This window comes from Kitasatospora sp. NPDC001527 (assembly GCF_040298605.1).
Taxonomy (GTDB): domain Bacteria; phylum Actinomycetota; class Actinomycetes; order Streptomycetales; family Streptomycetaceae; genus Kitasatospora.
Map to the genome: position 1 here is coordinate 1 of NZ_JBEPAM010000001.1, position 13673 is coordinate 13673.

Annotated in this window: 11 protein-coding genes; 10 read left to right on the top strand and 1 reads right to left on the bottom strand. The window is 73.9% G+C overall.

Going from position 1 to position 13673, the window contains the following annotated elements:
* Positions 1 to 271: 271 nt before the first annotated feature.
* From ABT238_RS00005 to ABT238_RS00040, 8 genes are all read left to right on the top strand, one after another.
* Complete coding sequence (locus ABT238_RS00005; RefSeq protein ID WP_350754910.1) at positions 272 to 1117, top strand: RNA polymerase sigma factor sigma-70 region 4 domain-containing protein; 846 nt, start codon at positions 272 to 274, stop codon at positions 1115 to 1117.
* 55 nt (positions 1118 to 1172) lie between these two features.
* Positions 1173 to 1928 carry a protein phosphatase 2C domain-containing protein gene (locus tag ABT238_RS00010; protein WP_350754912.1) on the top strand — a complete coding sequence of 252 codons (756 nt, stop codon included), beginning with the start codon at positions 1173 to 1175 and terminating at the stop codon, positions 1926 to 1928.
* 364 nt (positions 1929 to 2292) lie between these two features.
* Positions 2293 to 3402 carry a peptidoglycan-binding protein gene (locus ABT238_RS00015; protein ID WP_350754914.1) on the top strand — a complete coding sequence of 370 codons (1110 nt, stop codon included), beginning with the start codon at positions 2293 to 2295 and terminating at the stop codon, positions 3400 to 3402.
* 81 nt (positions 3403 to 3483) lie between these two features.
* A complete protein-coding gene (locus ABT238_RS00020) occupies positions 3484 to 4311 on the top strand; it encodes a MerR family transcriptional regulator (RefSeq protein WP_350559019.1) in 828 nt (275 codons plus the stop codon).
* Positions 4312 to 4380: 69 nt separating this feature from the next.
* Complete coding sequence (locus ABT238_RS00025; RefSeq protein ID WP_350754916.1) at positions 4381 to 5838, top strand: MFS transporter; 1458 nt, start codon at positions 4381 to 4383, stop codon at positions 5836 to 5838.
* Entirely contained in the window at positions 5831 to 7195 is a 1365-nt protein-coding gene (locus tag ABT238_RS00030) for an FAD-binding oxidoreductase (RefSeq protein WP_350754918.1), read from the top strand. The genes ABT238_RS00025 and ABT238_RS00030 overlap by 8 nt, the downstream gene beginning before the upstream one ends.
* A 420-nt stretch (positions 7196 to 7615) precedes the next feature.
* Complete coding sequence (locus ABT238_RS00035) at positions 7616 to 7945, top strand: hypothetical protein (protein WP_350754920.1); 330 nt, start codon at positions 7616 to 7618, stop codon at positions 7943 to 7945.
* Positions 7946 to 8369: 424 nt separating this feature from the next.
* Positions 8370 to 9131 (top strand): pyridoxine/pyridoxamine 5'-phosphate oxidase, encoded by a 762-nt coding sequence (locus tag ABT238_RS00040; protein ID WP_350559007.1) that lies wholly within the window; start codon positions 8370 to 8372, stop codon positions 9129 to 9131.
* 157 nt (positions 9132 to 9288) lie between these two features.
* On the opposite strand, the gene ABT238_RS00045 is transcribed toward ABT238_RS00040, so the two are convergent.
* Positions 9289 to 10356 (bottom strand): EamA family transporter, encoded by a 1068-nt coding sequence (locus ABT238_RS00045; protein ID WP_350559004.1) that lies wholly within the window; start codon positions 10354 to 10356, stop codon positions 9289 to 9291.
* Positions 10357 to 10508: 152 nt separating this feature from the next.
* Here ABT238_RS00045 and ABT238_RS00050 point away from each other — a divergent pair, with 152 nt between their 5' ends.
* Together ABT238_RS00050 and ABT238_RS00055 are read left to right on the top strand one after the other, a co-directional pair.
* Positions 10509 to 11387, top strand: coding sequence for a DUF1906 domain-containing protein (locus ABT238_RS00050; RefSeq protein ID WP_350559001.1), 879 nt, complete (start codon positions 10509 to 10511; stop codon positions 11385 to 11387).
* 584 nt (positions 11388 to 11971) lie between these two features.
* Positions 11972 to 13633 (top strand): long-chain fatty acid--CoA ligase, encoded by a 1662-nt coding sequence (locus ABT238_RS00055; RefSeq protein WP_350558998.1) that lies wholly within the window; start codon positions 11972 to 11974, stop codon positions 13631 to 13633.
* The last annotated feature ends 40 nt before the right edge of the window (positions 13634 to 13673 follow it).

The following is a 13673-nucleotide window of genomic DNA, read 5'->3' on the forward strand; positions in this document are numbered from 1 at the left end:
CCGAGGTGTCAGGGCGTGCGCCCCTTCTCTGCCGACTGGTCTCCACTCACCCCGACTGGTGTGGTCACGGACGGACTGCGGTGGTGGATCACGCTCTTGAGTTGTGAAGCGGTGCGTTTGTGCAGGTCAGAGAAGCGAGAAGCTTCCCCATCGAGCTGCTTAGGGGGGCTTTCGCTCTTTCCTGATACCCAAGGTAGGCAGCGCTCGCCTGGGCGTCAAGTCCCCCTCGCGGTACCCTTGCTTTGCCCCCCTAGGCAGCGAAGGGATGATCATGCACGAGGAACTGGAACGGGTGGCCGCCGTCGCCGTCCCGATCGAACGCGCCAAGGCGGCAATCGCGCTGATGGCGGACTACCAGAACCGGGTGGTTGAGCTGTCCCGCGTCCGTCGCGAGGCCATCGAAGAGGCCTCGGCGTCAGGCATGTCGCAGACGGAGATTGCCGCTCTGCTTGGTGTCAGCCGCGGGCGTGTCGGTCAGCTCGCATCCGCCGGTCCCGCCCCGGAGCGCGCGTTCTTCGGCTTGGGCCCGATGACGGTGGCGCTCGGCGGCAAGTACGAGGCAGGGAAGTCGCATGACGAGAACCCCAGTGAGGTCGTGACCAGGGAAGACCTCAGCAACTACGAGCATCTGCGCAAGCTATTTGCCAGCCTGAAGCTTGACTCGGACTCGGAGGTGATCCCGCCGTCCGGCATCGTGAACCTGAACCGCGACCACCTGGTGGTCATCTGCGGGCCGCGGTTGTCGCCCATCGTGGCCCAGGTGCTCGAAGGGGACGACAACCTGCGCTTCCGCAAGGATCGGGCCTGGCACCTCGTGGACCTGCAGACCGAGACGGAATACCGCTCGCCGCTCGACGAGGACGGAACGGCCGGCGATGTCGGCTACCTCGCCCGGTTGCCCCGCCTCGACGGCAAGGGCACGTTCCTGTACATCGCGGGCATTCACGCGATCGGCGCCAACGGGGTTGTCCACTACTTGGAGAACCACTTGGGCGAGCTGTACCGCGAGGTGCGGACGAAGCGCTTCTCCACGCTCATCTCGTGCCGCTACGACCCGAAGACCCTTGAGGTGCTGGAGAGCAGCAGGGTCACTCCGATCTACCGCCACGAGGCCTGACATGCGCGTCTCTCTTGCCACCGCGCCCGGCGGCGCGGGCCCCAATGAGGACTGGGTGGGTGCCACTTCGTCGCTGGCCGTCGTCCTGGACGGACTCAGCACGGTCGGCCTGGACACCGGCTGCGAGCACGGCGTCCCCTGGTACGTCGCCCAACTCGGAGGCCACCTGATGGCCGCGTTGGCCGACAGCGGCCGCCCGCTGTCCGATGGGCTTGAACAAGCCCTGGAGCGGGTCGCGGCGATGCACCCCACCTGCGACCTGGCCAACCCGGGGACACCGTCGGCGACGGTCTCGATCCTTCGAGCCGGCGCCGAGCAGTTCGACTACCTGGTGCTCGCCGACTCGCCCATCGTCTTCGAGCGAAACGGCGAGCACCTGGTGAAGACGGATCTGCGGGTGAACACCGTGGTGCCGGAACTCCGCGCCGAGACCGAGCGCTTCGCCACCGGAACGCCGGAGCACACGGAGAGCGTGCGTCGCATGGTCACGGCGCAGAGACTCACCCGCAACACGGCAGGTGGCTACTGGGTGGCGGCGTCCAACGGGGAGGCGGCCAACCACGCCTTCACGGGGGCGGTGCCGACCGCCGGCATCAGCGCGGTCGCGGTCATGTCGGACGGCGCCTCCCGGCTGGTCACCGACTACGGCGCCGCTTCTTGGTCGGAGGTCTTCGCCACGCTCAGGACGGCCGGCGCGGATGGGCTGATCTCCGCTGTGCGTGATGTCGAGGCCACGGATCCGGACGGGGTGCGCTGGCCTCGCTACAAGCGGGGCGATGACGCGGCCGTCGCGTTCTGCCAGATTTCGTGACCGTGGGCCAGTTGTGGGCCAGCGTTGCCGGAAGGCTCAAAGAGTGGGCGCTTGAACCCAGGTGAGAGGGCCTTGGGCCCCGCGATGTGGCTCTGATCTTGAAAACTGTCGTGCGGTGACCCCGTACCGTGGGTTCGAATCCCACGCTCTCCGCCGGTAGGAGAAGAACCACCTGCTCAAGGCGGGTGCCGAGATCACTCGGCACCCGCCTTTGTGCTGTTCGGGGTGGGCCGGGGGTGGCGGGTGGTGTCCTGTATTCACCTGAACGGGGGGTTTGGGGCGGGGGTGTCAGCGCGTGGGGGGCCGGGGTCCGTCTATCCGGGCGTAAGGGGCGAACTGCCCTGGGCCCGGCAAGGAGAGACGGATGGCCTGGTACCCCGGTGCGGAGAAGATGGAGCTCGAACCCGAGTCGGACGAGCAGCCGGTGATCACGCCGACGCAGGTGATCTTCCACAGTGTGGCGGCGCCGTGGTCGCCGCGGCGGATGTACGAGTACTGGAGGGACTCCACCAACCTGGAGTCCCACTTTGGGGTCGGGTACGACGGCGGTGTGGGGCAGTTCATCGGCACCCAGACCCGCGCCGACGCCAACATGCGGGCCAACCGCCGGGCCGACGGCACCGGCGCGGTGAGTGTGGAGTCGGCGAGCAACGACCAGAGCACCGACCCGTGGACGGACGCCCAGGTCAACGCGCTCGTCGCGCTCGGGGTGTGGCTGCACCAGCGGCACGGCGTCCCCTTGCGGATCTGCCCGGAGTGGGACCAGCCGGGCTTCGGCGTGCACCGGATGTTCCCGGAGTGGTCGGACGGCGGGACGGCCTGCCCGGGGGACGTGCGCGCCCGGCAGTTCCGCGAGGTCGTGATGCCCGGCATCGTCGCGGTGGCCGGCGGCGCGCCGCTGCCCCCGCCCGGCGGCGGGTCCGGGCCCGCCCGGTACCGGGTGACGATCAACGGGCTGGAGTACGGCTACGGCGCGCACGGGCCGCAGGTCAGGGAGGTGGGCGAGGCACTCGTCCGGCAGGGCTTCGGCCGGCACTACCAGTCCGGGCCGGACGAGGACTGGCGGGACGCCGACACCCTCAACTACCAGGACTTCCAGCGGAGTCTGGGGTACTCGGGGCCGGACGCCGACGGTGTGCCGGGCGAGGGGTCGCTGCGCCGGCTGCTGGGCCGGCTGCCCTCGCCGCGGCGGGTCTCGCTCGCCCACGTCGTCTCGGCGGCGCGCACCGACCCGGCGGCCGAGCAGGGTCACCAGACCTACGGCGGCGAGGTGCGGATCGTCGAGCAGGCGCTGGCGGACGAGGGCTTCCTGGAGCAGCGCTGGGTGGACGGCTCGCTCGGTACGCGCTCCGTGCAGGCGTACGCCGCGTTCCAGCGCAGCCTCGGCTACGCGGGCGAGGACGCCAACGGCATCCCCGGCCAGCGCAGCCTCCAGGTGCTGGGCCAGCGGAGGGGGTTCGACGTGACGGACTGAGCGGGCCGCCCGGGGCGGCGGGCGGACGGCGAGGCCGGTGCTTGACCGTGACACCGTGTGAGGGTCTGCACTGGAGGAACCATGTTGAACATCGGAGACTTCGCCAAGCACGGCCGGGTGTCGGTCCGCATGCTGCGTCACTACGACGCCATCGGACTGCTCCGGCCGGCCCGGGTCGACCCGGTCAGCGGCTACCGCTGCTACGAGGCGGCCCAACTGGCCCGGCTCAACCGGGTCATCGCCCTCAAGGACCTCGGCTTCACACTGCAACAGGTGCGGGCCGTCCTGGACGAGGCGGTGGACACGGCCGAGCTGCGCGGGATGCTGCGGCTGCGGCGGGCCGAGCTCGCCGCGGCGATGGCGGCGGACGCCGAGCGGCTGGCCCGGGTCGAGGCGAGACTCCGGACGATCGAGAGCGAGGGGACCATGTCCACGCAGGATGTCGTGGTGAAGCGGGTGCCGCCGGTGCGGGTGGCCGAGCTGACGGCGGTCGCGGCGAGCTACGAGCCGCAGGACATCGGGCCGGTGATCGGCCCGCTGTTCGAGGAGCTCTGCGGCCGGCTGGCGGCGGCCGGCATCGCGCACACCGGGCCGTCCGTCGCCCGCTACGAGGACACCGGGGACGGGGACGGTTCGGTGCTGATCCGGGTGGCCGTGCCGGTCGCCACCTCGGTCGACCCGGCCGGGGAGCACGGCCTCGCGGTGGTGGACCTGCCGGCCGTCGAGGCGGCGACCCTGGTGCACCGCGGCTCCATGGACGATTCGCTGGGCTCCGTGCAGGCCCTGGCGCGGTTCATCGAGGAGAACGGCTACCGCTCGACCGGCTACGCGCGGGAGCTGTACCTGGAGTGCCCGGAGGAGGTGGCGGACTGGGTGACGGAGCTACAGGAACCGGTGGTGCGGGCCTAGTCCACCGTCGGGAGCGTGGGCGTCCGGGGCTTGCCCTGGAGCCGGTCGAGGGTCCTAGCGTCGGCCGGCATGACGACCACCACCGGGGCCCGCGCGCCCGACGGCAGGGCCCGCCCGGCGAACCCGGCACGGGAGGCGCTGCCCGCGCCCTACCTGTTCTGGCTCGCCGGGGCACAGCTCGGGGCGCTGGGCGATGCCGCCCTCGCCTTCGCCCTCGGCTGGGCCGCCGCCGCGCACGGCGGGGGCGCCGCCGGCTTGGTGCTGACCGCGATCACGGTGTCGCGGACGGCGCTGGTGCTGGTCGGCGGCGCGCTGGCGGACCGGCTGGGCGCCCGGCGGGTGATGCTCGCCGGGGACGCGGTGATGCTGGCCGCGACGCTCGCCCTGGCGGCGGTGGCCGGCGGCTGGGGCACCCCGCTGCGGCTGCTGGTCCTCGCGGCGGTGGTGATCGGGGTGGTGGACGCGTTCTACCTGCCCGCGAGCGGGTCGATGCCGCGCCTGCTCGTGGGCACCGGGCAGCTGCCGCGCGCCCTGGCGCTGCGGCAAGCGGGCGGGCAGCTCGCCGCCCTGCTCGGGGCGCCGCTCGGCGGGGCGCTGGTCGCGGCGGGCGGACTGCCGGGGGTGGCGCTGGTGGACGCGGCGAGCTTCACCGTCGTCCTGCTGGTGCTGCTGCGGGTCCCGGTGCCGGTGCCGAGGCCGCACGGTCGGCAGCATGTGCCGTATGGGACGCACCGCCCACCCGGGCTGCTGGCGGAGGCGGCGGCCGGGGTCCGGCTGGCGGCGCGGGACCGGCTGCTGCGGACGGCGCTGCTGCTGACCGGGGCGGCGGCCGGGGCCCTGCTGCCGGTGGTGTCGCTCCTCGCTCCGCTGCTGGCCCGGGCGGACGGGTGGGGCGCGGGGGCGGCCGGCCTGGTGGCGGGCGGCCAGGCGGCGGGCGTGCTGGTGGTGGCGGGCCTGCTCGCGCGGCGGGGCGGCCAGGGGAGCGGGGGGACGGGGAGCGGAGGGAAGGACGGCGAGCGGTGGTGGACGAGGGCCGCGGCGGGCGCCGCAGCGGGTGCCGGGGCCGGCATCGGCGCGGCGTTCGGGCTCTGCGTGGCCGCGGCGGGAACCGCGCTGCTGGCCGTGGCGCCGGGGCCGGGGGCGGCGGTGGCCGCCGGGGTGGTGACGGGGGCCGGCTCGGGGCTGTTCGCCGGGCGGCTCGGTCCGCTGGTGCTGGGGTCGGCTCCGGAGGGCCACCTCTCCCGGGTGCAGGCCCTGCTGACCCTGGCGCAGAGCGCGGCGCTGGTGCTCGCGACCGGGCTGCTCGGCCTGCTCGCCGACGCGGCCGGCCCCCGGGTGCCCACCGCGCTCTGCGCGGCGGCCACCGGCGCCGCCGGGCTGCTCGCGTTGGCCTCGCCCGTCCTGCGGCGGAGCGGCGGCGTACTTGCCGGGCGGCCGGGCGGCGGGCAGAGTGCGAGAGCCTGGAGTGGCCGGACGGGTGCGGACACGCCCCGGGACGGCGGTGCGAGCGGAGGCGGCGATGAGTGATCTGACGGACCGGCTGGCGGAGGGCCTCCCGCCCGGCGCCCTGGCGGTGGACCCGGACGTGACGGCCGCCTACCGGCACGACATGGCGGACTTCTGCCCGGCCGGCACCCCCGCGGTGGTGGTCTTCCCGGAGACGGTCGAGCAGGTGCAGCACGTCATGCGGACCGCCACCGCGCTGCGGGTGCCGGTGGTCCCGCAGGGCGCCCGGACCGGGCTGTCCGGCGCGGCCAACGCCGTCGACGGCTGCATCGTGCTGTCGATGGTGAGGATGAACCGGATCCTGGAGCTCGACCCGGTGAACCGGATCGCGGTGGTCGAGCCGGGCGTGGTCAACGCCGAGCTGTCCCGGGCCGCCGCCGCCTCGGGGCTGGCCTACCCGCCCGACCCGTCGAGCTGGGAGTCCTGCACCATCGGCGGCAACATCGGCACCGGCGCGGGCGGCCTGTGCTGCGTCAAGTACGGCGTGACCAGCGAGTACGTGCTCGGCCTGGACGTGGTGCTGGCGGACGGGCGGCTGCTGTCCACCGGCCGCCGGACGGCCAAGGGCGTCGCCGGCTACGACCTGACCCGGCTGCTGGTGGGCTCCGAGGGGACCCTGGGCGTGGTGGTCCGCGCGGTGCTGGCGCTGCGGCCGGCGCCCGCGCCGCAGCTGGCGCTGGCGGCGGAGTTCCCGAGCGCGGCCGCGGCGGGCACGGCGGTCTGCGAGGTGATGGCGCGCGGCTTCACCCCGTCGCTGATGGAGCTGATGGACCGGGTGAGCGTGCGCGCGGTCAACGAGCTGGGGCGGATGGGGCTGCCGGAGTCCACCCAGGCGCTGCTGCTGGTCGCCTTCGACGGCCCGGACCGGGTGGCCGAACTGGCCGCCGTCGGGGAGCTGTGCCGGGCGGCCGGGGCGACCGAGGTGGTGCCCGCGGACGACCAGGCGGAGTCCGAGCTGCTGCTGGAGGCGCGTCGCCTGGCGCTGCCCGCGCTGGACCGGCTGGGCACCACGATGATCGACGACGTGGCGGTGCCGCGCTCGCGGCTGGCCGAGATGCTGGAGGGCGTCGCGGCGATCGCCGAGCGGCACGGGCTGACCATCGGGGTGGTGAGCCACGCGGGTGACGGCAACACCCACCCGATCGTCATCTTCGACGCGGCGGACGCCGAGCAGTCGGCGCGGGCGCAGCGCTCCTTCGACGAGATCATGGCGCTGGGGCTGGAGCTGGGCGGCACGATCACCGGTGAGCACGGGGTGGGGCTGCTCAAGCGCGAGTGGCTGGCGCGGGAACTCGGGCCGGTGGCGATGGACCTGCAGCGGCAGCTGAAGGCGGTCTTCGACCCGCTCGGCATTCTCAATCCCGGCAAGGCGGTCTAGCGTTCTGCTGATTTTCATACGGTCGCAGAATGGCGTGAATTGTCGACAGGGTAAGGCGACCCGACCCGGCAAGGGGCGCGTTTGTCATCATCGCGCGCCATGGTGGTGCGTGGGGTTGTCCACGCACTCTCCTCGCGCCGCTTCCGTGCGCTCCGTCGCAGTCGGCTGACATGCTGCGCCGCAGGTGAGCGGTGGTGCGCCGGCGTGATGTCGGAGGCGCCGGCGATTATGCGCCGGGTCGCTGGATATCACGCTAAAGGGCGAAAAGGCTGCCGGGAGGTGGTGCTTTGTCGATTTGTTGCGGAAGTCTGTCTCCCGACGTCGCAGTCAGCAGGTGTTCGTCTGGCCGGCGAACTCCCGCATGCATGGCACGCGCACGGCATACGCATGGCACGATTACCGTTTCTTTTGGAGGCTCTCATGGCCCGCATCCGAACCCGAAGGGTGGTCGGCCTGTCGTTGGCGGCCCCGCTCGTGGCCGGTCTGCTGATCGCCGGTGCCGGCTCCGCCGCCGCCGACAACGGCGCACTCGCCAACGGCGGGTCCAGCAGCGGTGTGGTGTCGAACGTCGGCACGGGCAACGTCTTCGGCTCGGTCGACGGCAACTACCTCTCCACCCAGCAGACGGCCACCGGAGCCGGCGCCTCGAACCAGGCCAACACCCTCGGGGTGAAGGACAACGCGGGTTCCGTCCTGGCCGGCCAGTCCAACGAGAACTACAACATCGTCTTCGTGCCGGCCTCCTCCTGAAGCGACCGGACACCCGGGCACCGACCGGGTGCCGTCGACGGCGGGGGCGCCGTCGACGGAGACCGGGCCGGACCGGGGGACCGCGGGTGAGCTGAGCACCCGCGACAGGTCAGAAGCAGTCAGTGAAGTGGATCGGAAGACAGGCATTCGGAACCGAGCGATCGGAATGGGTCACAGATCGCACAACGCGTCACCGGGCAGCGGAAAGGGTCACCGCGCACCGGACCCGTGGGCGGCACCGCACGTCGGTGCCGCCCACGGGCGCGTCCGGGGCCGGGAACAGGTCCAGTCCAGGGCCCGCGCCCGGCGCCGTCACCGTACGGCGGTACGGTTGCGCTCCGACAGCGCACCCCCGTGCCCGGCCCGCCCCCGGCGGCCGGCTCGCCGCGGGGCTGCGGCCGCGGCAACCGGAAGGAAGGGCTCGATGGCAGCGGAGGAGGAGGGCCTGACCGGCCCCGGCGAGACCAGGCCCGCACCGGGCCCCGGGCCCGGCGGGGAGCCGGCTCCGGCCGCGCCCCGGTCCGTGCCCGAGCTGATGCTCGGCCGTCCGCCGATGGCCCGCCCGTTGCCGACCTTCGACGCCGAGGCGGCCCCGGCCGAGCCCGGCCCGCTCTTCGTGGACTGGCTCGCCACCGCCCTGCACGCCGGCGTGCTGGACCCGCAGGTGTTCACCCTCTCCACGGTCGACGCCGACGGCACGCCGGACGCCCGCGTCCTGGTGCTGCGCGACGTGGACGCCTCCGGCACCGGCTGGGTCTTCTCGACCGCCGCCGACAGCCCCAAGGGCCGCCAGCTCGCCGACCACCCGGCCGCCGCGCTGACCGTCTACTGGCCGCAGCTCGGCCGCCAGGTGCGGGTGCGCGGCACCGTCGAACGGGCCGCCGACCAGGTGGCGGGGGCCGAGTTCGCCACCCGTTCCCCGGCCGCCCGGATCGGCGCGCTGGTCGGGCGGCAGAGCGAGCCGCTGGCCTCGCCGGCCGAGTACGAGGAGGCGGTGGCGGTGGCCCGCCGCCGGCTGGAGGCCACCCCGGACGCGGTCGCCGCCGGGCACGCCGTCTACACGCTCTGGGCCAACGAGGTGGAGTTCTGGCAGGGCGACGCGGAGCGCCACCACGTCCGGCTCCGCTACACCCGGACCGGCCCGGTCCGCACCCCGGAGTGGTCGCGCACCCTGCTCTGGCCGTAGTGCCGTTGCTTCGAACCGTCGTAGCGCCGTGGCGCCGAACCGCCGTTGCGTCGAACCGTCGTAGCGCCACAGAGCCACAGCACCGCAGCCCCCGAACGCCCGGGGGCGCGCATCGACCCGATGCGCGCCCCCGGCTCACCCCGACCGGCCTCGTGCCTCAGCGCCGCCCGGTCAGCGTGGCCCCGACGCTCGCCGCCACCACGCAGCCGATGCCCGCCAGCTGAGCGGCGCCCAGCAACTGGCCCAGCACCACCAGGCCGACCAGCGCGCTGACCGCCGGCTCCAGGCTGACCAGCACGCTGAACACCCGCTGCGGCATCCGCCGCAGCGCCGTCATCTCCAGCGCGTACGGGATCACCGGCAGCAGCAGCGACACCCCGGCCACCGCGAGCAGCAGCATCAGCGGCGAGGCGCCGGGCGCGGTCAGCCCGTCCCAGGCCTGGCCGAGCCCGAACGGCGCCACCGTCAGTGCGCCGACCGTCATCGACACGGCCAGCCCCTGGAAGCCCTGGAACGCCGCCCCGACCTTGTCCGTGAACAGGATGTACGCGGCGTAGCAGGCGGCCGCCCCGAAGGCGTACAGCAGGCCGACCGGGTCGAGCCCGCCGCCCTCCCCGCCCTCGCCGAGCAGGGTGAGCAGCGCCACGCCGCCGGCCGCGAGCAGCGCCCAGAGCAGATGGCTGGCGCGGCGCGCGAAGACCAGGGCCACCGCGAGCGGGCCGAGGAACTCGATGGTGGCGGCGGTGCCCATCGGCAGCCGGTCGATCGCCCCGGCGAACAGCAGGGTCATACCGGCCGAGGCCATGCCGAGCAGGGCGGCGGCGGCCAGGTCGCGCGGCCGGCGCCCGCGCAGCCGCGGCCGGGTGACGGCGAGCAGGACGACCGCCGCGAAGCCCAGCCGCAGGAAGGTGGTGCCGCTCACCCCGAGCGGTCCGAAGAGCGGCTTGGAGAACGCGATCCCGGTCTGCACCAGGAACATCGCCGCCAGACAGAGCAACGGCGCCGGGATCGTCTCCGGGCGCCGCAGGAAGTTCGGGAACCGTCGGCCGGTCGGTCGGCCGGGTCGTGCGTCCGGTGGCAGTCCCTCGCCGGGCGCCCCGCCTCGTCGCCAGCTGCCCCGCTCGCCGGCGGGCTCGCCCTTGGGGGCGGGCGGCATGGCAAGCGCCTCGGCGACGGCGGCGGCCGGCGTCGGGGCGGAGGTTTCGCTGGGATGGGAGGTGGGCATGGTGGTGAGTTTGCCGTAAGGAGCCACTGGGCAGCAAGCTCGTTACCAGAATCGGGACGGATGCGGACGGGTGCGTCCGAAAGGGTGAGCTTCGGCGGCGCTCACGGCGCGGCTGCGGCCATGGGCCGACGGTCCGTCAGTATCAAGGCGGCGTGCGCCATCTCCGCCTCGCGGCCCTCGCCGCCGCCTCCCTCGTCCTCCTGCTGGCCGCCGGCGGTCCGGGCGCGGGCGCCGACGACGCCGTTCCGGTGGCCGCCGCCGTGCCGCGCATCCGGGCCGCCGTCCTGCCCGACCGGCTCGGGCCGCCCGCCGCCCGTCTCCGCGACCTCTACGCCGGCGCGGCCTTCGACGCCTGCACCGCGCCCCCGCTGGAGACCCTGCGGGCCTGGAGCGACACCTCGCCGTACGGGGCGCTCGGCATCTACACCAGCGGCAGTCAGCGCGGCTGTACCCAGCCGCTGCTCACCGCCGACTGGGTGCGGCGGGCCCGGGCGATGGGGTGGCGGTTCATGCCCGTCCACGTCGGCCTGCAGGCCCCGTGCAGCGACCTGAAGCGCAAGCCGAAGCGGATCGACCCCGCCCGGGCCGCCCAGCAGGGGCGCGAGGAGGCGGCCGAGGCGGTCGAGGGCCTGCGGACGGTCGGGCTCGGCCCCGGCAGCCCCGTCTTCCTGGACATCGAGGCCTACCCGCTGCGCGACCCCGCCTGCGGTCAGGCGGTCGTCGACTTCACCGTCGGCTGGACCCAGGCGCTGCACGCCGCCGGGTACCGCTCCGGCTTCTACTCCAGCCTCGACTCCGGCATCGCCGACCTCGCCGCGGCCGCCCGGGCCGGCAGCTCGCCGCTGCCCGACACCCTCTGGTACGCCCGCTGGGACGGCCACGCCGACACCGCCGGGGGCGGGCCGCTCACCGCGGAGCTGTGGTCCGAGCACCAGCGGATCCACCAGTACCGCGGCAACGTGGAGGAGACCTACGGCGGGGCGACGCTCACCGTCGACCGCAACCAGGTCGACGCCCCGCTGGCCGGCTGACGGCCCACCGAATCAGGGCCCCCACCGGTTGACGTGGCGGCCCACCGATCAGGGCGGCGGCCCACCGAAACAGGGCGGCCCACCCATCGGGGCGCCCCACCGGTCGACGCGGCGGCCCACCGAACGCGGCGCGGGCCGGTCGCTCGCGCGGGCCGGTCACGCGCCAGGCCCGAGCCCCCGCCAGCCCCGGCCCTGGCAGTAGCGGCAGGTCTCCGGGACGTATCCGGTGCCGGTGCGCCCCGTCCGCAGACCCATCCGCGGCTGCGTCCGCACCCCGCCGGAACAGCACGGGCACGGTACCCGGAACCCGGCCAGACCCCGCCCCACCCGCCGTTCGCCGCGTCCGTCGCCCATGCCCCCAGTATTCCGGCCGCCGCCCCGGCGGCCCGGACCACCCCGTCCACCGGGGAGAACGTGGCCGGACCGTGGCCGGGTCGTGATCGGGGCAACGCCGCCGGGATACTGACACCGGGGAAGCGGCGCGGCAGAATCGGGGCCTACTGCCCGTATTACCGCCCAGTAGCCGTCAGCCGGCCGGGCCGGGGCAGGAGCCGCCGCAGTGCCGCCCAGGTCGAGGAGGACCCGTGTTCAGCACGATGCAGGACGTACCGCTCACCGTCGCCAGGATCCTGGAGCACGGGTCCACCATCCACGGCAGGTCGACGGTCACCACCTGGGACGGCACCGGCCCGGTGGTCCGGACGTACGCGGAGGTCGGGGCGCGGGCGGCGCAGCTCGCCTGGGCCCTGCGCGACGAGCTCGGCGTGACGGCGGACGACCGCGTCGCCACCCTGATGTGGAACAACGCCGAGCACCTGGAGGCCTACCTCGCGGTGCCGGCGATGGGCGCGGTGCTGCACACCCTCAACCTGCGGCTCCCGGCGAACCAGCTGTCCTTCATCGTGAACCACGCCGCCGACCGCGTGATCATCGTCAACGGCACCGTCCTGCCACTGCTGGCGGCGGTGCTGCCCGAGCTGGCCCCGACCCTCAGGCACATCGTGGTCAGCGGCCCCGGTGACCGGTCGGTGCTGGCCGGCTTCGCGGGCGGCGTGCACGACTACGAGGAGCTGATCGCGGACCGGCCGACCGCCTACCCCTGGCAGTCCGACATCGACGAGCGCCAGGCCGCCGTGCTCTGCTACACCTCCGGCACCACCGGCGACCCGAAGGGCGTGCTCTACAGCCACCGTTCGGTCTACCTGCACTGCCTCCAGGTCAACACCGGCGACAACTTCGCCTTCACCCCGCGCGACACCGCGCTGCCGGTCGTGCCGATGTTCCACGTCAACGCCTGGGGCATCCCGCACGCCGCCTTCATGTCCGGCGCCAACCTGCTGATGCCGGACCGCTTCCTCCAGCCCAGGCCGATGGCCGAGATGATCGCCGCCGTGCGGCCCACGGTCAGCGCCGCCGTGCCGACGATCTGGAGCGGCCTGCTGGACGAGCTGGACGCCGGCGACTACGACACCTCCAGCCTGCGCATGGTGGTGATCGGCGGCTCGGCCTGTCCGCCGTCGCTGATGCAGGGCTACGAGGAGCGCCACGGCATCCGCGTCATCCACGCCTGGGGCATGACCGAGACCTCGCCGCTCGGCTCCTTCGCCCAGCCGCCGGGCGGCCTGACCCCGGAGGAGGAGTGGCCCTACCGGGTCACCCAGGGCATCTTCCCGGCCTCCGTCGAGGCCCGGCTGATCGGCCCGGGCGGCGAGCGGATGCCGCACGACGGGGTCTCGGCCGGCGAGCTGGAGGTGCGCGGCCCGTGGATCGCGGGGGCGTACTACGGGGGCGCGGGCCAGGACCCGCAGCGCCCGGACGACAAGTTCTCCGAGGACGGCTGGCTGCGCACCGGCGATGTCGGCACGATCACCGCGGACGGCTACCTGACGCTGACCGACCGGGCCAAGGACGTGATCAAGTCCGGCGGCGAGTGGATCTCCTCGGTGGACCTGGAGAACCACCTGATGGCCCACCCGGAGGTCGCCGAGGCCGCCGTGGTGGCCGTCCCGGACGAGAAGTGGGGCGAGCGGCCGCTGGCCACCGTCGTGCTGCGGCCGGGCGCCACCGCGGGGCTGCCGGAGCTGCGGGCGTTCCTCGCCGGGCGGATCGCCTCCTGGCAGCTGCCGGAGCGCTGGGCGATCGTCGAGTCGGTGCCGAAGACCTCGGTCGGCAAGTTCGACAAGAAGGTGATCCGCGCCGACTACGCGGCGCAGAAGCTGGACGTCACCCGCCTCGGCAAGGAGTAGGTCCGAGACGGGCGAGGGCCGGTCACCCCGGGAAAGGGGT